16 protein-coding genes are annotated in these 26,279 nt (G+C 57.1%); 10 read left to right on the top strand and 6 right to left on the bottom strand.

Going from position 1 to position 26,279, the window contains the following annotated elements; genetic code table 11:
• Positions 1-56: 56 nt before the first annotated feature.
• From QZ964_RS08235 to hsdR, 3 genes are read right to left on the bottom strand one after another with little or no spacing between them, the layout of a single operon-like run.
• The gene (locus QZ964_RS08235; protein WP_292530901.1) at positions 57-1,172 is read right to left on the bottom strand and encodes a restriction endonuclease subunit S; all 1,116 of its coding nucleotides are present in this window, start codon (positions 1,170-1,172) and stop codon (positions 57-59) included.
• Positions 1,169-2,728 carry a class I SAM-dependent DNA methyltransferase gene (locus QZ964_RS08230; RefSeq protein ID WP_292530900.1) on the bottom strand — a complete coding sequence of 520 codons (1,560 nt, stop codon included), beginning with the start codon at positions 2,726-2,728 and terminating at the stop codon, positions 1,169-1,171. Before QZ964_RS08230 ends, QZ964_RS08235 begins: the two co-directional genes overlap by 4 nt.
• The gene (gene hsdR, locus QZ964_RS08225) at positions 2,718-5,072 is read right to left on the bottom strand and encodes an EcoAI/FtnUII family type I restriction enzme subunit R (protein WP_292530897.1); all 2,355 of its coding nucleotides are present in this window, start codon (positions 5,070-5,072) and stop codon (positions 2,718-2,720) included. The genes QZ964_RS08230 and hsdR overlap by 11 nt, the downstream gene beginning before the upstream one ends.
• 161 nt (positions 5,073-5,233) lie before the next feature.
• Here hsdR and QZ964_RS08220 point away from each other — a divergent pair, with 161 nt between their 5' ends.
• From QZ964_RS08220 to QZ964_RS08190, 7 genes are all read left to right on the top strand, one after another.
• Entirely contained in the window at positions 5,234-5,905 is a 672-nt protein-coding gene (locus tag QZ964_RS08220; protein WP_292530896.1) for a hypothetical protein, read from the top strand.
• Positions 5,906-5,974: 69 nt separating this feature from the next.
• A complete protein-coding gene (locus tag QZ964_RS08215) occupies positions 5,975-7,453 on the top strand; it encodes a replication initiator protein A (RefSeq protein WP_292530895.1) in 1,479 nt (492 codons plus the stop codon).
• Between the two features lie 184 nt (positions 7,454-7,637).
• Positions 7,638-9,950, top strand: coding sequence for an AAA family ATPase (locus QZ964_RS08210; protein WP_292530893.1), 2,313 nt, complete (start codon positions 7,638-7,640; stop codon positions 9,948-9,950).
• Positions 9,951-11,222: 1,272 nt separating this feature from the next.
• Positions 11,223-12,323 carry a type IV secretory system conjugative DNA transfer family protein gene (locus QZ964_RS08205; protein WP_292530891.1) on the top strand — a complete coding sequence of 367 codons (1,101 nt, stop codon included), beginning with the start codon at positions 11,223-11,225 and terminating at the stop codon, positions 12,321-12,323.
• 123 nt (positions 12,324-12,446) lie between these two features.
• Positions 12,447-19,466: a SpvB/TcaC N-terminal domain-containing protein gene (locus tag QZ964_RS08200; protein WP_292530889.1), complete on the top strand. Its 7,020-nt coding sequence runs from the start codon at positions 12,447-12,449 to the stop codon at positions 19,464-19,466.
• An 8-nt stretch (positions 19,467-19,474) separates the two neighbouring features.
• Positions 19,475-19,834, top strand: coding sequence for a hypothetical protein (locus QZ964_RS08195; protein WP_292530886.1), 360 nt, complete (start codon positions 19,475-19,477; stop codon positions 19,832-19,834).
• 18 nt (positions 19,835-19,852) lie between these two features.
• Positions 19,853-20,176, top strand: a complete 324-nt coding sequence (locus QZ964_RS08190) for a hypothetical protein (protein ID WP_292530884.1) — start codon at positions 19,853-19,855, stop codon at positions 20,174-20,176.
• Between the two features lie 85 nt (positions 20,177-20,261).
• Here the strand turns inward: QZ964_RS08190 and QZ964_RS08185 are convergent, their stop codons facing one another.
• Positions 20,262-20,609, bottom strand: coding sequence for a hypothetical protein (locus QZ964_RS08185; RefSeq protein ID WP_292530882.1), 348 nt, complete (start codon positions 20,607-20,609; stop codon positions 20,262-20,264).
• 179 nt (positions 20,610-20,788) lie between these two features.
• On the opposite strand from QZ964_RS08185, the gene QZ964_RS08180 reads away from it, so the two are divergent.
• From QZ964_RS08180 to QZ964_RS08170, 3 genes are all read left to right on the top strand, one after another.
• On the top strand, positions 20,789-20,995 hold the full coding sequence (locus QZ964_RS08180; protein ID WP_292530880.1) for a hypothetical protein: 207 nt from the start codon (positions 20,789-20,791) through the stop codon (positions 20,993-20,995).
• Positions 20,996-21,145: 150 nt separating this feature from the next.
• The gene (locus QZ964_RS08175) at positions 21,146-22,027 is read left to right on the top strand and encodes a zincin-like metallopeptidase domain-containing protein (RefSeq protein ID WP_292530878.1); all 882 of its coding nucleotides are present in this window, start codon (positions 21,146-21,148) and stop codon (positions 22,025-22,027) included.
• A gap of 225 nt (positions 22,028-22,252) precedes the next feature.
• A complete protein-coding gene (locus tag QZ964_RS08170; RefSeq protein ID WP_292530877.1) occupies positions 22,253-22,570 on the top strand; it encodes a DUF3768 domain-containing protein in 318 nt (105 codons plus the stop codon).
• A gap of 313 nt (positions 22,571-22,883) precedes the next feature.
• Here the strand turns inward: QZ964_RS08170 and QZ964_RS08165 are convergent, their stop codons facing one another.
• Both QZ964_RS08165 and QZ964_RS08160 read right to left on the bottom strand, forming a co-directional pair.
• A complete protein-coding gene (locus tag QZ964_RS08165; protein ID WP_292530875.1) occupies positions 22,884-23,873 on the bottom strand; it encodes a replication-relaxation family protein in 990 nt (329 codons plus the stop codon).
• Positions 23,873-26,176, bottom strand: coding sequence for a type IV secretion system DNA-binding domain-containing protein (locus tag QZ964_RS08160; RefSeq protein ID WP_292530873.1), 2,304 nt, complete (start codon positions 26,174-26,176; stop codon positions 23,873-23,875). Before QZ964_RS08160 ends, QZ964_RS08165 begins: the two co-directional genes overlap by 1 nt.
• Positions 26,177-26,279: the final 103 nt, after the last annotated feature.

The following is a 26,279-nucleotide window of genomic DNA, read 5'->3' as shown; positions in this document are numbered from 1 at the left end:
ACTCTCAGCCGCTTCTTATGAATTTTATGCCAGCTCAACCATGAGACGCAAGAAAGCTAGAGTTCGCCGGAGAACGCTCTATCCAGTATTGAGGGCAACAGAGCATTCAGCTCAGCCGCGGTCTCGGCGTGCAGGCGCTTCAGTGATTCCACCTCCACCAACAACGCATCAAACCAGTGCTGTCTTTCTATAGGTGGGACTGGCACCTTTATGTTTGATAATGCTTCAATTCCTAAAGTGCGGTTTCTCCCAGCTCCTCCAGGCGAAGCCGCTCGTATAAGCTCAATGCCTTCATTTGTCAGGAAGTAAAAACACAGAAAACTTGAGGTAGCTATATCTGGCATTGGAACACAGCTCATAAAGCGATGTGATCCAAAGCGCCCATGATCGTCAGCTTTTGCGACGGCAATTGCTCCTTCCCATGCAAAAACATTACTGAACAGCAAATCGCCGCCTTCAATTCTGAAAATCCGCTTCGTTCCGAGCTCGAAGCCAGAAATTGACGGCTTATGGAATGTTCCGTTACCAAATGAGCGGATTCCCAATTCTGGATAATCGTCAGATATTGATACTTCGACCGGCCGTCGAACAAGAGGAGCAACTGTTCGCATAGATGCACGCGGCGCGTTCTTGGCTATCATCCAAAACGCCGATGATAGCAGCTGGTGGATTTCATTTTTCTCGTCATTACGGTGACAGCGTATTTCTTGGATATTCGAAGCCAATTCCTCAATCCGCGCTACAATCCGCTGTTGCTCCGCCAACGGTGGCAATGGGATTTCCACGCCAGCGATGTCCTGTTGCTTCAAGGAAACGTTCGCCGTGCCTTGCATCAGCGGAACGAGCAATTCGTCCTTCCGCGTCATCAACAAATGATAGAGATACTTGGCGTCGCATATCGTCGGATCATTTGGCAGCAATGCCACGAGCAAATTTGCCAACGCAAATTTGCCTTCTTGATAGTGAACACGGTGCAGCGCCGCATCACCGTGGCCAGTGGACGAAATCAGAGGAACACAAACCGCGGGTCCTTCAAGCTGCCAAGTGTCCGAGGTACGGCGAAATTCAGCTGTCACCACGAGTGGATGTTCTCCGGGCGGCGTCTTGAGCGTTGGTGAAGCGCCTTTCACCATTCGGCAAAGTTCGCCAAGGCGATGTGTCTTTTGTTTCATGCCGAGTGTTTGCTTAGCAGCTTCTGGATATTACCGATGATTTCAGCAACCCGTTGCTCTTTCTTCAAAATATCCGCTGCGATCTTGTCGGGCGGCAGGTGCATGATCTCCTCCTTGCCACGCGGATTCTTGCGATCGAGGTTGCAGCCATTCGCCAGTAGCTCCGCGGTGGGCACTTTCCACGCACGCTCGTTTTCTTCCCGCTTCTTCCACCACGCCACGCAATCGGCGAATTCCTCGAACTGTAGGGGCGCGGTTTTGGTGTAGCTCCTTCGACCTTCGGGCAATTGTTGCTCGTAATACCAGACCTCCCCTGTCGGGCCGGATCGGTCGAAGAACAGAATGTTGGTCGGGATTGGAGTGTAAGGCGCAAAGACCCCATTGGGCAGCCTGACGATGGTGTGCAGGTTGAATTCCTTGAGCAGTTCTTCCTTGATGCGCGCACATACGCCATCGCCGAACAATATGCCGTTGGGAACGACCACCGCTGCGCGACCGGCGTGTCCGGCCAATGTTGGCTTGCGATGGAGCTTCCTCATAATCAGTTGGAGGAAGAGCAGCGCGGTTTCAGCCGTTTGCCGATCGCCCGGGAAATTCCCCTGGATACCCTTCTCCTCCTCTCCACCGAAGGGCGGATTGGTGACGATCACGTCCACCCTATCTTTTTCGCCAATCTCCGAGAGCTTAAAGCGCAACGAGTTTCCTGGATCAATCTTTGGCGCATCGAGCCCATGGAGCAGCAAATTCATCTGACACAGCAGATACGGCAACGGCTTCGGCTCGCCTCCGAGGATTGATTCCTGTTGCAGGCGCTTGCGATTGGCAACGGTCTTTACTTGCTTGCTGAGATGGTTGAGAGACTCTACCAGGAACCCGCCCGTGCCGGCGGCAGGATCGAGAACAGTCTCACCAAGCCGCGGATCAATCATTTCGACCATAAAGCGGACTACAGCGCGCGGCGTGTAGAATTCCCCGGAATCGCCGGCTGCGTCGCGCATTTCGCGCAACATAGACTCGTAAAGCGCTCCGAGCGTGTGGAGCTCTTCGCTCGATGTGAAATGAATACCCCCGATTTTGTTGATCACGTCTCGCAACAAATAGCCGCTCTTCATGCGATTATCGACGCCGCGGAAGACCGTCGCGATGACATCCCGGCGATTGTCGCCGTTCGAGCTCGTTAACTGCCGCAGATAGGCGAAAAGGCCAAGACCACGCTTGCCGTTGGGCAGGACAGCTTCGTCCTGGTTGATGAACGCCAAGAGCTCGTCGCCCGTAATTCCTTGCGGATTTGCCGCCCAATCACGCCACCGATAAGGCGCATCGATTGCCGGTCGGAATGCCTTTCCGGCGAGCGTTGCTTCCTCTTCGCGCTGCGTCTCAAGGTCATCCAAGAACTTTAGGAACATGATCCAAGTGAGCAGAGGCAGCCGGTCAAGATCGCCGTTCAGCCCCTTATCCTTCCGCATCATGTCGCGCGCGGACTTAAGGAGGCTGCCTAACGATTGCGTGGTCGTGAGCTTTACCTCACTTTTTGCATTTTTCGGTTTAGGCGGCATAGAGTTCATTCTGTAAGTTGGTTACGGCTATGCGCATTTGATCCGCGCCGCCGAAATAACGGACAATTTCAGCTACCTGCCCATGGTCGGAAATCGGCGGCACATGCAGCACATCCGGTAGCACGAATTGCGCGTCGCCATGTTCCGCGTATTTCTCAAGGAGCTCTTCAAGGATGACTCGCGCCTCGGGTGAGTATCGCGCGAAAAGGTCGGGCTTGTTCGCCTTGAGCTGTTGCGCTCGTTCGCGTCGCGTTTTGAGTGGCGCATTGAACGCAAGATGACACAGCAGATCGAAAGGGTCAGCCTCCCCCTGTTTGAGCTCTTCGGCCAGTTGTTCAAAACTGACCCCCCGATCCTTCAGCGCCTCTATGATTTCCGCACGCTGCGTTACGTTACCCCACTTGTTCCGCAAATCGATGGCGTCTCGGCAAAGTGTCCGAACCGCGTCGGCAGCATAGTCGGTATACCGAACGACGCGCAGTTGCCTGCCATTCGGATCCAGCTCATACACGAGGTGCGCCGCAACCTCGACCTGTCCTCCATCAAAATAAAACTTCCGCCGTTCCTCCGCAGGCGGCTCAATTATGACGGGCCGCTCTTCTTGATCCGCTGGCTCTTCCGTCGCTGTCTCGCGTGTCGCCGTGACTTCGCCTTCGTGGTCGATTTCTTCCTCAGTGAGACGCACGGGATCGCCATCGAAGTCCGGATCGGCAAAGAGACGCGTCGCCGACCCTGTGTAGTCGACGATATTGAACCACAGTTTTCCGTAGTCATCCCGCACACGGGTTCCGCGCCCGATAATCTGTTTAAATTCACTCATCGAACCGACGATCCGCGCAAGGGCTATGTTCTTGCAGGTTGGCGCGTTCACCCCCGTCGTCAGCAATTGCGATGTAGTGAGGATTACAGGCGTATTCTTCTCTAAATCCTGAAAATTCGCGAGATGACCCCGCCCTATGTCCCCCTCATCCGCCGTCACTCGGCACACATAGTCGGGATATTGCTTAACGAGATCAGCGTTGAGGTTGCTTAGCGCCGTTCTCATTTCGCTTGCATGTTCTTGGTCGACGCAGAAGACTATTGTCTTCGCGAACCGATCGCTCCCTTTCAAAAAGTCCGTGAGATGGCGGGCTATCGCTTCCGTGCGGGCGCGCAGTGCCACCGCCCGCTCAAAATCCTTCGTCTCGTATTCATCATCAGGGATCGGGCGGCCGTAGCGGTCAACATCATCCTTACTGGGCCGCCACCCGGCAGCATCCCATTCAGTGATAACCCGATGCACCCGATACGGGGCCAGAAAGCCATCGTCTATGCCTTGGCGCAGACTGTACTCGTAAAGCGGATTTCCGAAGTATCGGTATGTGTCACGGCTGTCGTCGCGAAGCGGCGTCGCCGTCAGACCGAGTTTAAAGGCAGGCTCAAAATAATTGAGAATATTGCGCCACGAGCTCGTGTCGCGCGCGCTGCCTCGATGACATTCGTCGATGATAATAAGATCGAAGAAATCGGGCGGATAAGCGCGGAATTTGCCTTCCCGATTGCTGTCTTCTGCGAGTGCTTGATAGGTCGCAAAATACATCTCGCGGCTCATGACGATATCACCACCTTCGATCTTGTGGCGCGCGTCGCCAAACACCGCGAAATCCTTATCTTTCGGGTCATCAACCAGGATATTACGATCCGCGAGGAAAAGAACGCGTGGCCGGCGATGCTCCCCAGTTCTATTCCACCGCGAAGACCAAAGTTTCCAGCAAATTTGCAGGGCTACCGTCGTCTTGCCGGTGCCCGTCGCCATTGTGAGGAGCGTTCGTCGCTGGCCTTTGAGGATCGCCTCAACCGCGCGATTGATCGCAATCTCCTGGTAGTACCGCTCTTTGAGACCGGCTGTGTGGTTGTAGGGACTCACAAGCCGTTCGGCCGTGGAGTCGTCGCTCAATCCATTCGCCGCGCGGTATCGCTTCCAAAGGTCAGCCGGTGTTGGAAAAGTGTCGACTTTCGTTTCAAGGCCAGTCGTGTAGTCGTATTCGAGAATCTCATGACCGTTCGTCGCATAGGCGAATTTCAGTCCAAGCATCTCTGCATATTGCTTCGCCTGTTGCATACCGTCGGCCGCTGTCCGGTAACCGGCCTTTGCTTCAACAACGCCCAATGAAAAATCTCTCGTATAGCGCAGAAGAAAATCGACACGCTTCGGCGCTTTACGAACGAACCCCTGCCCGACGGGAACAATTCTCCCATCAGTGATGCTCCGCTGTTCCGCAATTGAATGTGGGTCAGAATCCCAACCCGCAGCAGTCAACTTTGGTACTACGAGTTTGCGGCACGTATCGGCCTCTGTCAGCATATCGCCATACTACTCTGAATATATTTGTCGTCCATCTACACCCGGCCTGTTTAGTTGCCAACCTACACGCGCCCTGTATCCTAGCTCGCCCTCTCTGAATTGGTTGCACGTCTTGGGGATAACCCGGCGAGGCGTGGAAGGAGCCGGGGTATCATTCCCCCATGGACGACCAGCCGCGACATGTCGCGACAAGCCTCGACACGGACTTTACGCTCACCATCGACGAGGCCTTGGAGCGATATGCCCGCGCCGGGCTCCCCCGGACGCCCCGCAGCGTGCAGCGCTATTGCGCCAAAGGCCACCTTGAAGCCCGGCTGATCGAAACCCCTTTCGGCGAGAAATATCTCATCTCACCGGCGTCGCTCGACAAGCACATCGCCTATGTTCAGGAAATCAATGACGCGACAAGTCGCGACATGTCGCGACCGTTCGCGGTCGATAATACTGGCGTTTCGAGCCACGACAGGCCACGACAGGAAGCAGCGACAGGCCACGACGTGCCGCGACATGACGCGACAAGCGGCGACATGCACGATGAAAACCTAGGAAATGCCGAGCGACAAGGTGCGACAGCAGCCGCGACAAGTGACGACAAGCCGCGACAGGTCGCGACAACCGACGCCGACACGCGCTATGTCGCCCGCCTCGAAAGCGAGGTCGACTTTTTACGCGGACAGGTCTCAACCAAGGACGCGCAAATCAAGGAACTAACCGAGCGCAGCCGAGAGACCAACGTGCTCATCGGCGGGTTGCAGCGGATGCTGGCACCGTTGCTCGGATCGCCAGACCCGCACCAGGCGTCGCAGCAGTTCCCGCAGCAGCATCAGCAGTAAGAGTTCTCCACAGTGTCGCGGCCTGTCGCGACAGGGAACGACGGCTGTCGCAGGCTATACTTCGAGGATATGCGCGCAACCGACAGCAAGGAGGAGCTGCAAACCCCGACCGAAGAAAAACTCTTCATGGAGAGCACCCTACTGCGCGTCGCCGGCGCGCTCTTCTGTCACGATCACCGGGCGGCCGGGAAGCACACCGACGAGATACGTTTGCGCCGGGGCGAGACCGAGCGGCACATCACCATCCGCCCCGACCCAAGGCTCGGGCAGCCAGGCCCCTTGGCGCATAAGATATTCGTCGCGCTCCTCAAGAAGCACTCCGACTACGGTCGACCCATCCGCAACGAAATCTCCTTCACCCGGCGGGAGATCGGCCGGCTCATCGGCCGTAAGGAGTGGGGCGGCCGCGACAGCGAACAGCTCGCCCGCGCCTTGCACCAGATTCACTACACGTTCATCCGCACCCATTTCAAAAAGGAGAACGGCCGGCACGTCGAGCACTCGTTCAATATCTTCCCCGAGATACTCATCGAGCGGCGCGAGTTCGCCAGCGACCCGATCGAGGCCTGCACCATTACCCTGGCAGAGCCGATCGTCCGGTCGCTTGGGGAGGATCATTTCACCTGCCTCAACTTCACCCTGATGCAGGAGTTGGGCACCATTGGCCAGGCCCTTTACATGCGCGCCTTCTTCCATTTCGCCAATCTGTACGACGGCCGCAACCGGACGAAGCTGGAGTTCCAGAAGCGCTACGACGACATGTGCCTCGAATGGCTCGGGGGGCTGGCCACGGTGAAGCACGTGTCGAAGATCCAGGAGCGGCTCGGGCCGCATCTTGAGCAGCTCATCGCCACCCGCTTCCTGTCCTCTTTCCGCATCACCAAGGCCAAAGGGGACGAGGCCGGATTCGTCATCGCCTTCCGGCCGGGGGCGGGCTTCTTCCGCGACTATGATCGCTTCTACCGCAACCGGTCACAGGGCGAATTGCAGTGGGACTTCGCCAACGACCAGCGCAGTGTCGCAGAGCCGCTGCGCGTCGCCTACCTCTTCGTCGAGAAGCGCACCGGCCGCAAGGTCGAGTCGCAGGCCTATGTCAGTTCCAAGGAAGTCGAGACCGCCAAGAGCCTTCTTGCCCAGATCGGCTTCGAGGAGATGCCCGCCTTCTTCGACTATGCGCTCGCCGAGGCGAAGCGCACCAAGTTCGACGTGCAGACCCTCGGCGGCGTCCGCCAGTATCTCGCCGGCTACCTATCGGGCAGGAGCGCACGGGCGGCAATGAAGAAGGCCGAGGCGAAGGCATCCCAGGAGCGACAGGCTGAAGACGAGCGCGCCGCCTACGAGGTCTATCGCCGCTCGCAGGCGCGACACATCTTCAAGACGCTCTCCCGCGCCGAACGCAACGCCATTGAGAAAGCCGCGACCGCGCAGTCGGCATCCTTCTCCGGGTCACTCCGCAAGACGATGTTCGAACGCAAGCGCGATCAGATCACTGCCCAGCGTCACACCTCCAAAATCAAGACGCTCGCCCAATGGCGCGTCGACCGATAATCCTCAAGAGCCTGCATGTCACGAACATCGGCAGGGGTTATAGTCCCGATCTACGTGCCTCGTCGACTCGGTAAATAGCGCGCCGCCGACGCAGCTTGCGCGTGTTCAGCAAGTTTCTTAAAGTGCAGTCTATTCCACGATATATTCCGCCCCGGTCGAATAACTTATTCGAGTACGCTGTATTATGTTGTCGAAAATCAATCGGATAAAAAACCTCGGCCTCGTCTTCGCGGATTTCTCTTGGTCGCCCGCTACCCCGAGTTTCCAAGCCTTCAATTTAATTTACGGCTGGAACGGCTGCGGCAAGACAACATTGACTCGCCTTTTTGGCGCGGCGGCGAGCGGCGAACGCCTTGATGAGCTAGAGTACGTCATCGAGGATTCAGCAGGTTCCGTTTTCAGTGAATCCGATCGATTCCCGTTCCCGGTGCGGGTCTTCAATCAAGACTACATCCAACGGAATGTCCGCGTCCTGGAATCCTCCGCGAATTCGATATCCATCTTGCTCGGCGAAGACAATAAGAAGCTTGCTGCCCAGATCGAACAGGACGACTTGCTTCTCAATGGAGATCCTCGGGATCGGAACAAGATTGGCAAAATTCGAGAACTGAAGGCCATAGAGGAAAAGGCTAGGCAGGAGGAGCGCAGGAACGAAACCGCGTTCACCGAGATCGCGAAGACGATCGGAGCTGCGGTTGCCGGAAGCCTTGCTGCCTCACGCACCTATCGCGCTCCCGATGCGAAAAAGGATTTCGCCCAGATGTCCGAGCCGGAGCTGCTTACCGACGAGCAGCGGGAGGCCCACGTCTTAGCTCTTAAACAGGAAATGCTTGCGGACGTGGAGCAACTTTCGCTGCCAGATATGGATTACGGCGGGCGTCGTAATTCTATCTTGCCGGTCGCTCGGGATATCTGCGATCAGGCGCGCCGATTGAGCGGCATTACGGTCGAGAGCGAGATCCTACATCGCCTAGCTGAAAACCCTGACATTTCAGAGTGGATCGAAACGGGCTTATCGATTCGCTCCCGCCATAACTCCGCATCGTGCGAATTCTGCGGAAATCTCATTTCAGCCGAGCGCCTAGCGCAGTTGGCCCGGCATTTCAGCGACTCAGACAGGAAACTGAAGCGTGAGATTGATGATGTCTTGATCTCCCTTCGAGAGGTTCACCGCATTCTCTCAAATTTTTCGGCTCCCGACCCGGCGCGCCTCTATCGAGAATTGCAGAGTTCCTATGAGTCCGCTCTTGCCCGGGTAGAAGCCGCTCGGTCGACGCTTCTGAAACAGATCGAAGCTCTTGGACGAGCGCTCCAAGATAAGAAGCTTCGGACTACCGAAGCGCTCACTTTTGACCTGTCTATTGATACCAATCCGCTCGGCAACGCCATCAAGGCGACGATCGATGTGATCGATCTGCACAACGCTAAGTCACGCGACTTCCTCGGCGTCCAGCAGAAGTCGGTTCAAGCGCTTAAGCATCACTACCTCAGCACGATCTACGACGACGTTACTAAGCGTAACCTTGTGCTTAGCGGCTTGAGCGCAGAACTATCTCTCCGCAAAGCAGAGATCACAGAAATCCAGGGTCGAATCGCAGATGCTCGTTCGAAGATCTCCTCCGACCACGCGGCTTGCGAGCAGATCAATAGCGGACTCCGGACATTTCTCGGCCGCCCCGAGCTTAGCTTTATTCCTGAAACTCTCGAAGCTGGTTCAGCAGATGACGAGACGAACAAGATAGTCGGTTACCGCATTATGCGCGCCGATAGTCCCGCCTTACACCTGAGCGAAGGGGAAAAAACCGCCATAGCGTTCGTGTACTTTGTCGTGCATCTGGGCGATGGCCACTTCTCCAAACGAGACGGGATCGTGGTGATCGACGACCCTATATCGAGCCTGGACTCGAACTCGCTATACCAGGCGTTCAGTTTTCTCAAGAACGCTGTATCCAGCTGCCGCCAGGTCTTCGTGTTCACCCACAATTTTGAATTCCTGAAACTTCTGCTGAATTGGCGGAAGAACGCGGGAGGAGCTCGGTATCTCATGATCAAGAACTACGTCGACGGCAACCAGCGCCGCGCGGTGATCGAGGAGATGGATAGGGAACTCTGGAAGTACGAGAGCGAATACCACTACCTTTTCGGCAAATTGAAGGAAATGCGAGCCGAGCAAGATGGGTCGATCACGCGGGCCTACCCTGTTCCAAACATCGCACGGAAAGTCTGGGACTCCTTCCTCATGTTTCGCGTTCCGAGCGGGGAGAACCCCTACAAAAAGATGGAGCAACTGAAGAGTGAAGGGTTCTCAGCGGAAAAGCTGGATGCAATTTATAAATTCTGCAACGATCAGTCCCATATAACAGGGGGAGGATTTGATCCGGCTCTTATTCCAGAAACCCAAAACGTCTTGGCCACGCTTTTCGAAATAATGAAAGAGATTTCGCCTGAACATTTCGCAATCCTTGATAAGGCGACCGATCCATCAGCTAGCAGATGAGTGTAATTGGTGTGGGTTCTGACGGAAATAGCCGTGGGTTCTCACGGAAGCAGGTGTGGGTTCTGACGGAAGGGGTTGTGGGTTCTGACGGAAAAAACGGCACCTCGCGACCGGCGTTTCGTCGCTCAATTCCTCGCTCGTTTCGCTCCGCCGTCGCTCGCTTAGTATGTATCTAATATCTTCAACAACACAGCGCGAGATCGTCCGGGCTAGCGGACAGCGCACGCAGTCCGATAGTCCTCGCATCACGCACTGTGTGGTTTCCTAAGAAGAAGGGAACCGCCGCCAACCGGGTATGAACGAGGGCACGATCCCGTTCGTACCTTACCTGTGGCGATAACGTCTCAAAATTCCTCGCGAATACCCCCCGCTTTTGTCGGGCTTGCCGCCCGACCCCGCGCCGCCATTTTGTCATCCACCGTCCATGCCTTAGTGGGCTGGACGAGTGGGACAAAACTGGCGGCCGCTCCCTCCGTAGCCTGCGGAGTGGCGCTGGGGCGCACCACTCGCAGTGCCCGTTGGGGCGCGCGGTCTTGCGCTTCTCGCCTGGGGGCTGCGATGCTCGACTGGCGGCGCGGGGTCGGCCGGCTGCGCCGTACGGCCGACGCCCTGCGGGTTCCCTCCGTCGGGGTAGCGAACACGTCGCGATAGTCCTCGCTGCGCTCCGGGCTATCGAACGCGTCCGATACCCGACGTCGGCGTCGACCTCCGACAAAAGCGGGGGGAACTTCGCGAGGGGCTCTTGGGGCCAACGAGGAGAAAAGCACGATTGGGCGACGACGAATGCGGGACTCTAAAATGGACGCCTCCCCGCCGCGACAGGACGTGACCGGACGTGGATGACCGCGGCGGGAAGGCTTCGTTCTGACGTGTGCTCGCGCGATAGGGGACAGCGCGAGCGATGCAGTGGGTATCCACGCAACATCGCGGTCGGATAGCGCACACGCGGTATACTCGTAAAACGGGGTGTGTTCGCTGCACACACCGGGACAATCTCCGCGTACCGCGTCGGCAACGCCTCACCAGGCAGCCCGGCGAGCCGCGCCGCCGATCTCCACAAGTAGGCGGGCGCATGACGGCAAAACATCGCACGCTTTGCGCGCGATATCGCACCGGAGATTGTCCCGGCATATGGAGCCGGCGCGATTTCACATAGCGACCACCGCCTCGCGCGGCGACGCAATCGAGTTCACGCTCGACGAGCGCGCCCGGCATATTTACGTGGTGGGTAAGTCCGGCTCGGGCAAATCGACCCTTCTCTTCAATCTCGCCATGCGCGACATCCTCGCCGGGCGCGGCGTCGCCGTGATCGACCCGCACGGCGACCTGGCCGAGGCGATTGCCGATTGCATCCCGCGCCCGCGCGTCAATGAGGTCTGTTATCTCAACGTCGCGGACACGGTGCGGCCTGTCGGCTTCAATCCGCTCGCCGGCATCCCGCCGGAACGCCGGGCGCTCGCAGCCTCGGGCATAGTGTCGGCGTTCAAGCACCTGTGGGGTGATTCCTGGGGGCCGCGGCTGGAGCATTTTCTCTACCACGGCCTTTCGGCCTTACTCGACCGTCGGAAGGCGACCCTTATCGACTTGCCACGTCTCTACACCGACGAGCAGTTCCGATCGGAGACCGTCCGTCATCTCACTGACCCGGTGACCCGACGATTTTGGGAGCACGAATTCCCCGGATACGATCAGCGCTTCCGCACCGAGGCGGTCGCGCCGATCCTCAATAAAGCGGGGCAGTTCGCGACGAGCCCGAACGTGCGCGCCATCATCGGCCAAACATCGCCAAAGTTCGACCTCTCGTTCGCGATGGACAATCGCCGGATCGTCATCGCCAATCTCGCCAAGGGCGTCATTGGCGAGCAGGCGGCGAATCTTTTGGGGTCGCTGTTCGTCTCGCACCTCCAGCTCGTCGCCATGAGCCGCAGCACGATCGCAGAAGGGGAGCGCGTGCCGTTCTTCGTGCATGTCGATGAGTTCCAGAGCTTCGGCACCGATGCTTTCGCGTCGCTCATGTCAGAGGCGCGCAAATACGGCGCGTACTTCTGCTTGAGCCATCAATTTACCGACCAGATCGCGCCGCACGTTCGCGCGGCCGTGCTGGGCAACGCCGGGACGCTCATCGTCTTTCGCGTCGGCGGCGCGGACGCAAAGCTGCTGGCACCCGAGTTCCATCCCATGGAACCGAACACGCTTGCCGCGCAATTGCCGTTCACGGCATGGCTACGCCGCGCCGCTTACGGCGACCGCTACCCGATCAACTGCGCGCCGCACATGATGCTGCCAGCCAGCCGGCTGGTAAGCGTCATCAAGCAAAGTCAGCGCAACTTCGGCCGGCCTCGAACTCTAATTGAACAAGCATTGATTCGTTGAAAGGGACTGCAGGTCTGCCGCAGGAGCAACCTGCTCTCACTTCAAACGGACGTAACGTTTCAACATGTCATATCCACACGCGCTAGTAGCCGAAGTTTCCGAAGAAGCGTAGCATATGGACATATGGGGTCGGCCTATTCCCGGCAAATTGATACGGCGAAGAAGATTGTTGCCGGTGTTCTAGTTGCTGCCCTCAATGTCGTATCGACAGGTATCGCATTTGCCCAGAGCACACCGGCCGACGCGTCGGTAAGCGACTCACAGATCACCGCACCCGCCGAGACGCCGGATACTGCTCCTGAAGTACCGCAGCTTCCTACTACAGAGCTTGAAACCACACCTGCTGCTGCCAACCCGGCCACGATTGACGTGCCTGCGGAAGCAGGCTCTGTTATCGATGCTGCTGCAGCACCTGCAACCACTGAACCTGACTCAACCATAAAGGAACCAGACTCCGAGAATCCCCCCGAAGAATTTTCCACACAGTCCGCCATCGGCGACACCACGATTAATTCAAGCGCTGCCGTAACGCCGCTACCTTCATTAGAGAAACTGCGACCCAATCTCAACGATGGTTCGCTTTCCATTCCGTACAACCTGATCATTCCTCCAGGCCGAAATGGCCTGCAACCGTACCTTTCCCTTGTCTACAATAGTCAGAATTCCGAACGCCGAAACCAGCTCGGCTTCGGATGGTCTCTCTCGATTCCATATATCAAGCGGCTGAATAAGACAGGTATTGATCAGCTCTATGGCACGACCACGTTCTACAGTTCGGTGGACGGGGAGCTTGTGCAGGTTGGTACGAGCACATCATACCGCCCCCGCATCGATAACGGCGGCTATCACGTTTACCAATTCGCCAGCAGTACTCACTGGCAGATGACCGACAAGAGCGGCACGACATACACCTATGGACAGAATGCGCAGGCGCGATACGAGAATCCGAGCGATACATCGAAAAAGTATCAGTGGATGCTCGAAACGGCATACGACCGGAACAATAATTTCATCAGCTACACGTACACTAAGGATAATAATGAGCTGTATCCATCCAACATCAATTACACGGGCGCAAGCTCCACTACGGGAATCTTTGATGTCGCCTTCACCACGGAGTCACGACCTGATCCAGAGGTGTCGTACGAGGCTGGCTACCTTATCAAGACCCAGTATAGGATTAAAGAGGTCAGCGCGTCTGTCTCTTCAAACTGGCGACGCAAGTACGCGCTCGCATACGCAAATGGCGATAATGGAAATCGATCACTCCTCTCCAGTGTTACCGAGTCGGGCCGCGACCCTTCGGGGAACATTGTTACGAAGCCATCGACACAGTTCTCGTACACGCACGCGACCAAGACATGGACGGATGCAACGAGTCAGTGGGCATATCCCGAAGCATTTTTTGCGATTGCAGGCGTCGGTGGTGACCTTGGCGTACGCACGCTTGACGTTAACGGTGATGGTCTCACAGACATACTTCGCTCGCATACCTATCCGAACGGCTGCGGCGGCACCTGCTACTTCAACAAAGTCTACTTAAACAACGGCTCCAGTTTCGTCCTCGACTCATCCATCTCTGTGCCCGAGTATGTGACGAGCTTTCAGACCTCGCAGGGAGTTGTGTTTCTGGACGCGAACCGCGATGGTCTGCCCGACCTGGTTCGCGCATGGTCTAATGGCGTTCAAGACATCCAGAAGCTCTATCTGGCGACAACCACCGGCACGTCCACGCTCACTTGGGTGAACCAGGCAAGCTCCTCCGTACCGTTCATAATCGATAACGGCTATGACAACGGCGTCCGCTTCGGCGATGTGAATGGTGATGGTCTGCCCGACGCCGTGCGGTCATGGTCTGACGGCGTGAACCCGGCCTCACAAACAATCTACCTGAATACCGGCGATGGTTGGGCGGCAACGACCACGCCAGCCATTCCCGAGACCTTCTCCGTATTCAATAAAGATAAAGGGGTGCGACTCGTCGACGTGAACGGCGACGGTCTCGTCGATCTCGTCCGCGCATACTCGGACAGTAGCGGCACGGTACAGAAGGTATACATCAACCAGGGGAACCTCGCCTGGACATATGATGCAAGCTACAGCGCGCCGTTCGTCGTCTCGGCGGATGGATACTCCAGAGGCATCGCGATCAGTGACGTAAACGCTGACCGACTTCCTGATGTGATGCGATCCGACAACAACGGCACGCCCATCACGGAGACATATACGACACAGAGCTACGGCACCACATGGCCCGCAGCATCCACCAGTCCCGCGTACCCCGAGTCGTTCCTCTACAACGGCGTCATCAGTGGCCTGCAATTGACTGACCTCAACGGTGACGGGCTCGACGATTTTTCTCGAAGCCAGCAAGTGACTGGCGAAAGCAGCACCTCGACAACGTACATCCGTAATGGCGGCTCTTCCGATCTCCTCACTACCATCACGTTACCGACCGGCGGCACCGTCTCGTATGCGTACCAATCCTCGGGCACTATCAAAGATGGGTTAGGCAATCGCCTAGACCCTTTGCCGACCTCGTACGATGTCGTGCAATCGGTCACCATGAATAACGGACTGGGTACGATCAGTTCCTCTACGTATTCGTATGTTGGCGGTGCTAACTGGTGGGGAAGCCCCATCGATCGGCGCTTCGCGGGCTTTGGTACCGTAACTGAAACGAATCCCGACAACATCATCACCTCGTACTTCCACCAAGGAAACACTTCGACCTCGACGATCGGGGAATACAACGACTCATACGCGAAGATCGGTATGCCGTTTCGCATTGTGACAACCGACCTGTCCGGCAACAAGTACAAGATAACGATCACCAAGAGGGACGAAGCATCGACGACACTGGGCGCAAGCTTTCCATTTCTCGCGCAGACTATCGACCTTACGTATGACGGCGGCGGGACGCATCGCGATCGTGCGGTGTCGTTCACATACTCGACGAGCACTGGGAACCTCACAGAGCAGAAGGATTGGGGAGAGGTTACCGCGTCGACCGATGGAACCTTCACCGACACTGGAACCGACATCCGCACAACCACGATCACATACGCGTCAAGTGCGAGCTCCAGTGTGAAGATCGCGCCATCGGATGAAGTTACTGTCGACCAGAGTGGCACGAAGGTTAAGCAGACCCGCCGCTACTACGACAATCTCTCGCTCGGTTCCGTGAGTCTTGGCAATGAGACGAAGACCGAAGAGTGGAAGAACGGCACTTCGTACGCCAGCACCACTCGGGCATACAATTCGTACGGCCTCGTCACGCAGTCGAAGGATGGGAGGGGGAACGCGACCTCGTACACCTACGACTCTTACAATCTCTTCGTCGCAACGAGCACCAATGCACTCTCACAGCCGACCGCCTACATCTACGACTACGCCTCGGGAAAAGTTGCAACCACGACCGACCCTAATGGCCTCGTCACGGCGATGGTGTATGACGGCGTCGGCCGGCCGGTACTCTTGAAGCAGCCCGACCTTACGACGCCCTCAACCCTTGTCACCAAGTCATCCTTCACCTACATCGATAACACGCTGCCGTCGTCCGTGCGCCGTACTGACTATCTCAACAGCGCGACCACAACAGACACATACCAATACCTCGACGGCCTCGGCCGCCTAATCCAGGAGCGCAAGACCGCCGAGGTAAGCAATACCTTCATCGCGCGCGATACCACATACGGCCAGAACGGGCTTGTAGCGTCAGAGTCGCTACCGTACTTCTCCTCAAGTAGTTCGTACACATCGCCCACAACGACGACGCAACTTTTTACGACGTACGTCTATGATGCGCTCCGGCGTCCGACCAATACCACGAATGCAGTCGGTTCTATGACGAACGCGTACAGCCCTTGGAAGGTGACGACGACCGATCCACGTGGAAAACAGAAAGAATTCTTCCGAGATGCGTTCGACAACCTCGTGCAGGTGAACGAGAAGAACGGTGGGGACACATATTCGACGTACTATGCGTACGACGCCATCAATAACCTGACAAAGATCACCGACGCACTCGGTAACATCCGCAACTTCACTTACGACGGCCTCTCGCGCCGTCTCACTGCACAAGACCTGCACGCGTCGGCCGACGGTACCTTCGGCACCTACACGTATGCCTACGACGACGCAGGCAACATGACGCAACAGGTCGATCCCAAAAGTCAGACGGTGAACTGGACATACGATGCGCTCAACAGGCCGCTTACGGAAGACTATACGGGCCGGAGTGGGACGGAAATCTTATACAAATATGACTCCTGCACTCAGGGCAAAGGGAGGCTCTGTGCGGCGACTTCGACAGATACCGTAGTGAATTACTCCTACAACCCTCTCGGGCTCGTGGAAAGCGAGAAAGAGAATATCAGCGGCACGACATACGTGCTTACACATACGTATGATCGACAGGGTAATGTGACCAATATCATGTACCCGGACCTTTCCGAGGTCACATACATCTACAACACGGCGGGACTTCTCGAAGCCGTGCAACAAAAAGAAAACGGCGGCAATGTGGTGAACATGGTTTCCGACTTTGATTATGGGCCGACGCGACAGGTTACGTACAAGGCATTCCAAAACGGTTCTGCGAGTACGTATACGTATGATCCTGCGAAGCTCTATCGCCTTAGTAGTATTGTGACTACGAAGGGAAGCGCGAATCTCCAGAATGTTTCCTACACGTATGACGCGAACGGCAACATTACGCAGCTTACCGACTACTCGAGTAACGGACTCGGTAAAACGGTAGCGTACACCTATGATGACCTGAATCGTCTCATAACGGCCTCCACCACGGTCGCAAGCTCAACGCCATATTTTCGTACGTACGCGTACAGCAGCATTGGCAACATCACTTCAAGCACTGACATGGGGACGTATACCTATGCGGAGACCAATTACTCCAACCCTCACGCCCCCACCACGATCAACGGCACGACGTACTCATACGACAACAACGGCAACCTCATTTCAAAAGGGTCAACCGGTTATGCGTGGGACTATCGAAATCGCCTCCTTGAGGCGGCGGCGGGAAACGCGACCTCAAGTTATGCGTATGACCACTCCAACCAACGGTCGCGGATGAGCGTCGGCGCACTCTCCACCTACTACCCCAACAAGTACTTCAGCATCACTTCAACGGGTACGACTACGAAATACGTGTTCACTCCGAGCGGGGACATGGTCGGTACGATCACCGGTGGCGGTGCCCTGCTCCTTGCTCCGCAGACGCTTTACAGTGATTCACTCCAGACAGGGTGGTCCGACTGGTCGTATAACGCGACCAGGGATTTTGCCTCTACAGCGCACGTATACAGCGGCACCTACGCTATCGGCGTGACCTATACGTCGGCCTACGGTGGCCTCTTCCTCAACCATGCGGGGTACAACACCACCGGCTCCACCCACCTCGGATTCCAGTTCTACAGCGGCGCTGTCCCCCCGGGAGAAGTCATCGTAAAGATGCACGATACGGCGAACGCAGAGCTTGGGACGGTGAATTTGAGTGATTACACCGGCAGCTTCAGTGCCAATACCTGGTACGATGTTGCCGTACCTCTCACCGATATTCATGCCTCGGCCGCAGCGACGACCTCCCGAGGCTTCACGTTCATCTCCGATACCGCCACCACCGTCTCCTACGACAACATCCGATTCTTAAAGATCATCGCAACCTCAACCACCGGAACCCTGTACAGTGAAGGACTCGGATCGGGCTGGTCCGACTGGTCGTACAACACCAGTAACCACTTCACATCAACCTCCACCGTTGCGACAGGACTCTATGCAGCCAAGGTCGCCTATACCGCGGCGTACGGGGGCCTGTTCTTAAATCACGCGGGCTTTAATACCGCAGGCTCCACGCATCTTGCCTTTCAATTCTACTCAGGCACCACCAGCCCCACCCAGCTCATCATAAAGATGCACGATACCGCCAACAACTCCTTGGGAGAAGTGAATCTCACCACCTACACTGGAGCGTTGGCTCCGAGCACCTGGTATGACGTCCGCATTCCTCTGACCGACATCAATTCGGCGGCGACGGCAACGACGTCCAGAGGATTCACGTTTATCTCAAATACGATCACGACGGCTTATTTCGACAACATCCGGTTCGTCAGTTCCTCCACGCCGAGTTCGTACAGCCAAGCGACCACGTCCGCTAGCTACATCCACTCGGATCACTTAGGTTCTGCCAACATGGTCACCAATGCCAGTGGTGACGTGGTGCAGACACTCGACTACTATCCTTATGGCACCAAAAGAATCGAAAGCGGTGAGGATGTCAGCGACCGAGAATTCATCGGCGAAAGATTCGACGAAAGTTCAAATTTGAGTTACCTGAATGCGCGTTACTACGAGGGGTCTCGTGGTCAGTTCCTCTCACAGGATCCTGTCTTCTGGGAAATTGGACAGAGCGCAAATGGTAAGAGCGCACTTTACAATCCTCAGTCAATGAATGCAGCTCGGACAATGGGCGGATTGAATTCAACGAACGCATCAGGCTGGAATGGAAATACCCGGTCAAGAGGCAGCTCGATTTCCCAAGCTGAATATTTGGCCGACCCCCAAATGCAAAATTCGTATGCCTATGCGCGCGGGAATCCCATAACAATGAAAGACCCAGAGGGTCTCTGGGGCTTTTTCTTCCAGGGTGATCTTTCCGGCGCTGCAGGGCTTGGCTCTGGTTTTGCGGGTCAAGGTTCGGTTGGAGGAGGTTTTGTAACAGATCGAAATCCTTTTACCGATACAACGGATATCAGTGGTTATACTTCATACGGAGGTCTCGTAGGCGGAGCATTCCACAGCACAACTCTGGAGGGATCGAGAAGTGGTCCAAACCCCTACACTGTTCTGGGCCTTTCTGGTGGGCTAAGTGGAGGTGTAACGCTTACAAACGCCACGAGGATGTCCCAACTTGCAGGCACCGGTGTCACGAATACTCTAAGTCTCGGCATTGGTTCAATCTCGTGGTCAGTCTCAAAGAGTGGCGTTTGGACAATTACCGCCGCTCTCGGTCTTGAACCTGCAATCTCGTTTAGCGTGTATCCAACAAATACAAATACCGCTACAGTAAAAACATTCGAAGCTAAGGATAGCAGTAGTAAAGATAGTAAGACTAAAAAATAAAGAAACATATGATTTTAGAAAGAACACTTTGGTTGGCAGCGACGATAGCAGTGATGCTATTGGCGGCTTTTGCCTTCTTCTATCTCTTTAGACTTATCTTCAGCTATGAAATCCGAGATAGAGATATTCTTGTCCGCTTATTCCATTTCTTGCCGCTGTACAAAGTCCCATATAACAAAATTGTTGCGATGCGTGTTGCACCCGTGTGGGAAGTTGCACTTGTTCCGGGAATGCACCTGCCTACTCGGCCTCTGGCTACTAGACGTGTCGCTATAGAAATGAAAGACAGGTGGTTTATTTTCGCTTTTTTCACACCTGATGACCCCGATGCGTTCATCGCGGAAGTAAAAAGCCGAATGACCACTTAAATTACAAAGATGCACGTCTTGCTACTCGTTCTCGGTACCGCCATCTTCGTACTAGGGTTGTTGGTAGCGGCGCACCCGCCATTTCAATACTGGTGGTATCGTTTCAACGAAATAGATAAGAAGAAAATCGTGGCTCAAAATTCTGAAGAGTATAAAAATATTGCCTTTCACATCAAGATAAGTGGTAGCGGGGCTGCATTGATAGGCGGTTTGCTAACGATCGACGCGCTAGGAGAGTTGGGAGGGGATAGGTTAGTTTTGGTAGCAGGCATACTTTTTGTGACCGGGTTGCTACTTGTCGGACTCCTAAAACTGTGGAGTAAACTGACATCGAAAAAGTAAACAAAAACGTTTCGGCATGTGTCGCGAAACAAAGATTGTGCGACGCTTGAAAATGGCTCTGTTGAGCCATTCCCTGCCGATCGAACTACGCAGCAAGCTTGTGCTTAATGTCGAGGTGCTTCTCGATCGCGCGTACGCGCTCCATCAAGTGATCGATCTCTTTCGTGAGCCCGCTGCTGTTGCGTGCCATTTCCTCCAGCGCCTCAAGTCGCTGCCGTATGTCTCGAAGTTCGCCGCGAATTGACGCAAACCCTTCCTGCATTTCAGTGCGTAGCGAATCTATTTCGCCAGTCATTTCCCTGCCGAGTTCGGCAATGTCTCCCTTAAACTCTGCACGCAATTCATCGCGCAATTCTGCCAAGTCGTCCTTCGTCGCCATGCGCTCCTTGATGAACTCAAGCGCTTCAAGCACATCAGCAAAGTTCTTGTCCATGCGAGGCATTGTACCATAGGGCCGCCAACGGCCAGGCGCGGCTTCATGTTATGATTTTGGTCACTCGCCACGGCCGATGCCTGCTGACGCTGCTCTACCCTACCGAGCGATTATCATTCTCAAAAATCACCCCACGAAAACGGCGGTCTGTCAAATTACGCTCCTTCAAGGATTCTGACATGAGCATCGAGGCAATCGTCTTCTACATCCTCCTCATCGACGCGATCAGCGCCAACGTCATGGTGCACTTCGGGCGCGATTGGTACCTGCAGAACTTCCGCACGATCTCGCGATGGTTCCCGCCAGCAGAAGGCTGGACGCTCTACTACCTCACGCTCGTCTTGTGGGTCGGCTCGCTCCTGTACCGCGCCGGCAAACTCTTTTGATCGTCGCGGTGGACAGCACGACCGTTCGTGCATGCTGACAGGCGGTACAATGCACTAGGCCGGCTCCTCCTTGCGCTTCAGCGCGCCGATTCCCGGTTCGCTGACAGCGAGGAGCAGCCCAATGATCCGGTCTTTGACACGGAGGCGGCGATGAACATCGCCGCCGTCTATGAGAACGTCACGCGTTCCATAATCGCCGAACTCGAACAAGGCGCAGCGCCGTGGGTGAAGCCGTGGAAGGGCGGCGGCCGCATCGGCATCATGCCGGCGAACGCCGTCACCGGGCATCACTATCGAGGCATCAATATCCCGATACTCTGGCACGCAGCCGATACGCACGGGTTCCCTTCCCATGCCTGGCTCACCTTCAAGCAGGCGCTCGACAAGGGAGCCCGTGTACGCAAGGGCGAAAAGGGCACGCAGATCGTCTTTACCAAACGGTTCGCGGTGAAGACGGTCGACGCCGAAGATGAAGAGCGGCGGATTTCCATGCTGCGCGCCTTCACCGTGTTCAACGTCGCGCAAGTCGAGGGACTCACCACGCCCGACACAGCGCCGGCGCAGCCGCCGCCCGCCGGTGCGGCCGATATATTCGCCGCGGCGACGGGCGCAGACATCCGCCACGGAGGAAACAAAGCGTGCTTCGTCCCCTCTTTCGATTTCATCGTGCTTCCCGATCCCGAATCTTTCGAGAACGTGCAGCACTATCGTGCCACCAAGCTGCATGAGCTTGTCCACTGGAGCGGGCACAAAACGCGGCTCGATCGCGACCTCAATCACCGCTTCGGCACCAAGGCATATGCGGCCGAGGAGCTGGTCGCCGAGTTGGGCGCGGCGTTCCTGTGCGCGCAGCTTGGCGTAGAGGGCCAGCTGCGCCACGCCGGCTACATCGACAGTTGGCTGTCACTTCTCAAAGAGGACGACCGCGCGATCTTCACGGCCGCCTCGAAAGCATCGCAAGCTGCGGACTACCTGCGGTCGTTTTCGGCAGAAGCAGAAGAGACGATGCAAGCAGCCGCAGATATCGAATAACAAGAAGCCCCGCGCCATGTCGCGGGGCTTTTGCATGATTCACGAAGGCCGCGCGCTCAATCAGATTCCCCGCTCCCGGCCGCCCGTCATCGCCGCATTGTCGCGGCCGCAGCGCGCCGTCAAGGGCTGCGCCCGTTGACCGCGCGCTTGGTCGGCCACTCCAACGACGGCGTTCCGGGCAGGCCTCGGAATTGGTCGACTTACCAGCACTCACCCCGCTTCCATATGAGCACCATCACTGAGCTCAATGACGTCTTCCGTCGTACTGGCGCTGGCGGCAGCGTGTTCGTCACGTCAGGCATCGCAGCGCTTCCCGAAGAAGCGCAGGGACGCATCCTCCACCGGGTGGCGACGTATACCGCCTTCACGGAGAACAACGACCCGTACGGCGAACACGACTTCGGTAGCTTCGGGTTCGGCGAGCAGACGATTCTCTGGAAAATCGACTGCTACGACCTCACCCTCCGCTATGCGTCCCCGGACCCGGCGAATCCTGCCGTGACGACACGCGTGCTGACCATCATGCTCGCGGAGGAGTACTGACGTCTCCCCCTTCCGACCTGGGCTAATCGGCCCAGGTTCGGAACTACCCACCCACCCGGCGGATACGCGCGGCTATTCGTCCGAAGATTCCTCTTCGCGAATCGAGGTGCTTTCACCGATGGAAACAGATCGACTGGTAGTTGACCCCGTCGAGACTAATCGACCTTCAGCATCTATCTCCGACGAACTCCAACTTATCGTTACACCTTTCGAAATGCTCACGGAGCGCCCCGTGGCAATAGTCACTGAATCGTGGTGCTTGCTCTTCTCTTTGTCTGACATCCTCGCGATCCTTTCATGCTGCCTGCCGCGTTCACTCCGTCAACCGACACTCTCTCCCCTTCCCAGTAATCCATAGCGCTTCGAGCGGGTTCGCTTTGCGTAGCGCCTCTTCCTCAATGAATAGAAACAGTTCACTTCCCTTCCCACCCGTCACTTCGCGAAGCGCATCAAGCATCGTGCGGATGCGTTCGACGGAGGTCGTCACCGTGAGCACGCGCAATTGTTCGACGCCGAACTGTTGCAGCGGCCGGCCTTGCTTCCAGCCGTGCCAATAGGTCGCGAGCTTGTGCTTGTAGTGTGTGCGCAAGCGCCGCTTGCCGCCCACTTCCTCTTCTGCATTCGTGTGGCGGCGCACCGGCATCTGCCCGCGGTCTATCTCGACCAAAAAATAGCTTTCGGTTTCGTTCGCAAAGCGCAACGCGAATAGATCGTCGGCGATAACCGACGCGGGGACCATCTTGCCGTTATCAGAAACCTTTGCCTCCCACTTGAGCGGCTGGCGCGCCTTGCGCGTCGCCGGAGGCGCAAGCGCGATCACCTCATGCGCGTGGAGCAGGTCAACGTCATCAAGACCGCGCACGGCGACCTCGACTCCCGACATGAGGCGGGAGCGCGCGACGGCGTGATCGATGAAAGCGACACCAGACCGTCGGCAATTCTCCGACCAATCAATATCGAGATCGATGCGATGACCATGCGAATGCAGGAGTCGTGCGCCTTTGTTAGTCAGTCCATACACCATCGGCTGCGGCCCGGTGATGGCCACCGACCACAGCTGCGCTTCCGGCCGCATGAGATAGCCATGCGCCCATAGCGTTCGCAGCTCCCGCTTGGCGTTCTGGACGCTCCCGCCATCGAGCGCCGCGAGATCATCAGAGGCAATCAGTTTGTGTCGCGCGACATGAGCCAAGAGTCGTAGGCTCCGAGGCGTCAGCGAAAACGCCGGCAGTTCGTCGGGGCGCACGAACCGCTTCCCTCCCCCTTGCCGCGCTGTCGCCGCCGCGTGGGTCATGCTTTCCATTATACCTTCGAGGGAGTGCGGGATGCGCCATTGACCGCATGGCGAGCCTTCTTCGGGCGGGCTCGCGCCCCGTCAAGGGCGGCGCTGCGCGCCGTCGCCGCCGGCGATCGTGACCCTTGACTGCGCGCGGGCTCCGCCTGTTCCTGGCCACCGTCGGTCAATGGTGCGTCGTCGATCACGTCTGCAGGTTGCGCGTCCTGCCCGGACAGCGCGCGACTGGCCGCGACACGCCCGGCAATCCCGCGACGAGCCGCGACAAAGCGCGCCGTAACCCGAAATGATTCCGGTTCCGGCTCTTGCGTCGCTTTCTGCTGTGTGAATTCGAGGAACGCGCGTTCACGCTCATCGACAAGCGTGCGGGCGAGGGCGGCAGGGATCGCCGCGGCGCTTTGAGAGAGGAACCGTTCACGCAGCGCGTTGAAGGCGTCGTTCGTTATCGGCACGTCCTTTATCGGAGGGACGACGAGGAACGACGCGACCATTCCGTGCCGGCCGACGTAGTTGAGGAAGGCGTGGCCCGTGGGAAGAGTGCGCAGCGTCTGCGCCGCCATGTAGAGGACGTTCTCCTTGCCATGGACGGAGGAGGGGCGGTCTTCCAGGATAGGTTCGAGCGCCTCGCTTGAACCGCGGGACTCGCTTTCGCCGGTCGTTTCCCCTTCGCTCACCGATTGCGCGATCGAGCGTGCTTGTACGAAGCTTTCGGCGCGTGAGATCGAGGAAGACTGCGTAACCGATCGGCTGTGGGCCGTGGATGTGGCGCTTGAGCGGCCATTCATCCGGCTCTTGGCTTCCGAGATCGCGGCCGACTTCCCACGCATCGAGCTTGCGCCCGAGCCGAGCGATTCGGACGTGCTGTATCCCGCCCCGTAGTTTTCGGAAAGGATCGTCGGCACCTGCGGCATGAACAGTGTCTGATCCGTCGGCATCGTCACGATGCCCATGGACATGCTGGAGCCGCTGCTGCTGACCGCCATCGTCGATGAACCTTGGGCGGCGTTCTCGCCGAACGATGCGCCGGTGGTCACGCCTTCCGAGGTGCTTTCGCCCCTGGTGTGGCTGACGCTGTATCCGTCCGAGGAGCTTTGCCCGATCGATTCGGCGATCGTCTCCCCGAAGGCCTCTGTATCCGCAACCGACAGCCCGCGCGTGGTCGTGCGGCTGGTGTTCGTGCCCCTCGATTCGTTCGCGAGCCGGGTGCGCCGGTGGCCGATGACCGTCGGCCCCGTCAGTGCTTGGACCGGCATTTCGAGATCGAGCGGAATGACCGTGTGCGCTAGATCTTCCGCTTCCTTGGGGTCTTTGAGCCGGAAGACGACTTTGACGTTGGTTGCGTTGCGGATGGCGGCGAGCATGTTCTCGCTCTCGACCGCAGTTTGCATCAGCCACTGATGACTTAAGACGACGGCTAAGCCATACTTTCTTGATTCTGCGAGCATACCTTCGAGATCGCTCGACAGGTAGCGGTGACACTCATCGAGATAGACGACGAACGGTCGCTCCGTGCGCGCTCTCCTTTTCGCGTGGAAGAAAAGGAAGCGCGATAGGAGCCGAGCGAGCAGGTCGGCGTCTTTTTGATAGATGCGCGAGCCGCCGGACAGATTGCAGAGGATGATATGCCCTTCGTCGAAAGCCTCCCGGAAATCGAGCAGCCGCTCGGTCTGGCCGACCATCGCGCGAATCGCTGAGGGCCGCAGGAAGCGCGCGAGACGATTGATGGGGCCGACGACTTCAATGTCGAAGTCGTGCGCCCGCCGCGCATCGAGCGAGAGTTCATGGAGCCGCAGCAACTCGTCCCGCGCAAACCGGTCGCGGACATGTTCGAGCGCATAGGCGCGCAGGCCGTGTCGATCTTTCGGGTCGAGGAGTAGCGGCGCTTCGACGAGCGTCAGCTTCAGATCAGCGAGCACAGTAAAGGCTGTGGTCGCCACCCGTTCGATTGTCGGTTTCGTGCTGGTATCCTCACCATTCCAAACCTTGGATAAGGCGTCGAGCATCAAGCCGGCCACGACGGAGAGATCGATGTCGTCGTCAGGGAGCGCCAGAGGATTGAAGCCGATTGTGTGTGAGGCGGCGTTCGGGTCGATGATGTGGACGACACGCTTACGCTCGTAACCGGACGTTTCGAGCCACACGAGGTTCTCGCGATAGAGGCTGTCAGGATGCTCCCCGTGAGGATCGAGGATCAAGGCTCCTCGGCCCTGAATCACGTCCTGGCGAAAGCAATGTCCGATGAACTTGCTCTTGCCGCCGCCGGTCGTTCCGATGACATGCATATGTTCGAGACGCGGCCGCTCGGGGAGCAAAATGGCCCGCCCGCGTTCGTCTCGGCCGAGTGCAATCGCCGTGCGATCAACGGGTGGTGTTGGGATCGGCTGCGCGGGAGGTTTTGGCAAAAGGTGGGGATAT

This window comes from Methylocystis sp. (assembly GCF_021731785.1).
GTDB lineage: Bacteria > Pseudomonadota > Alphaproteobacteria > Rhizobiales > Beijerinckiaceae > Methylocystis.
The sequence above is the reverse complement of the archived record's forward strand: the minus strand, read 5'-3'. Positions and strand labels throughout refer to the sequence as shown.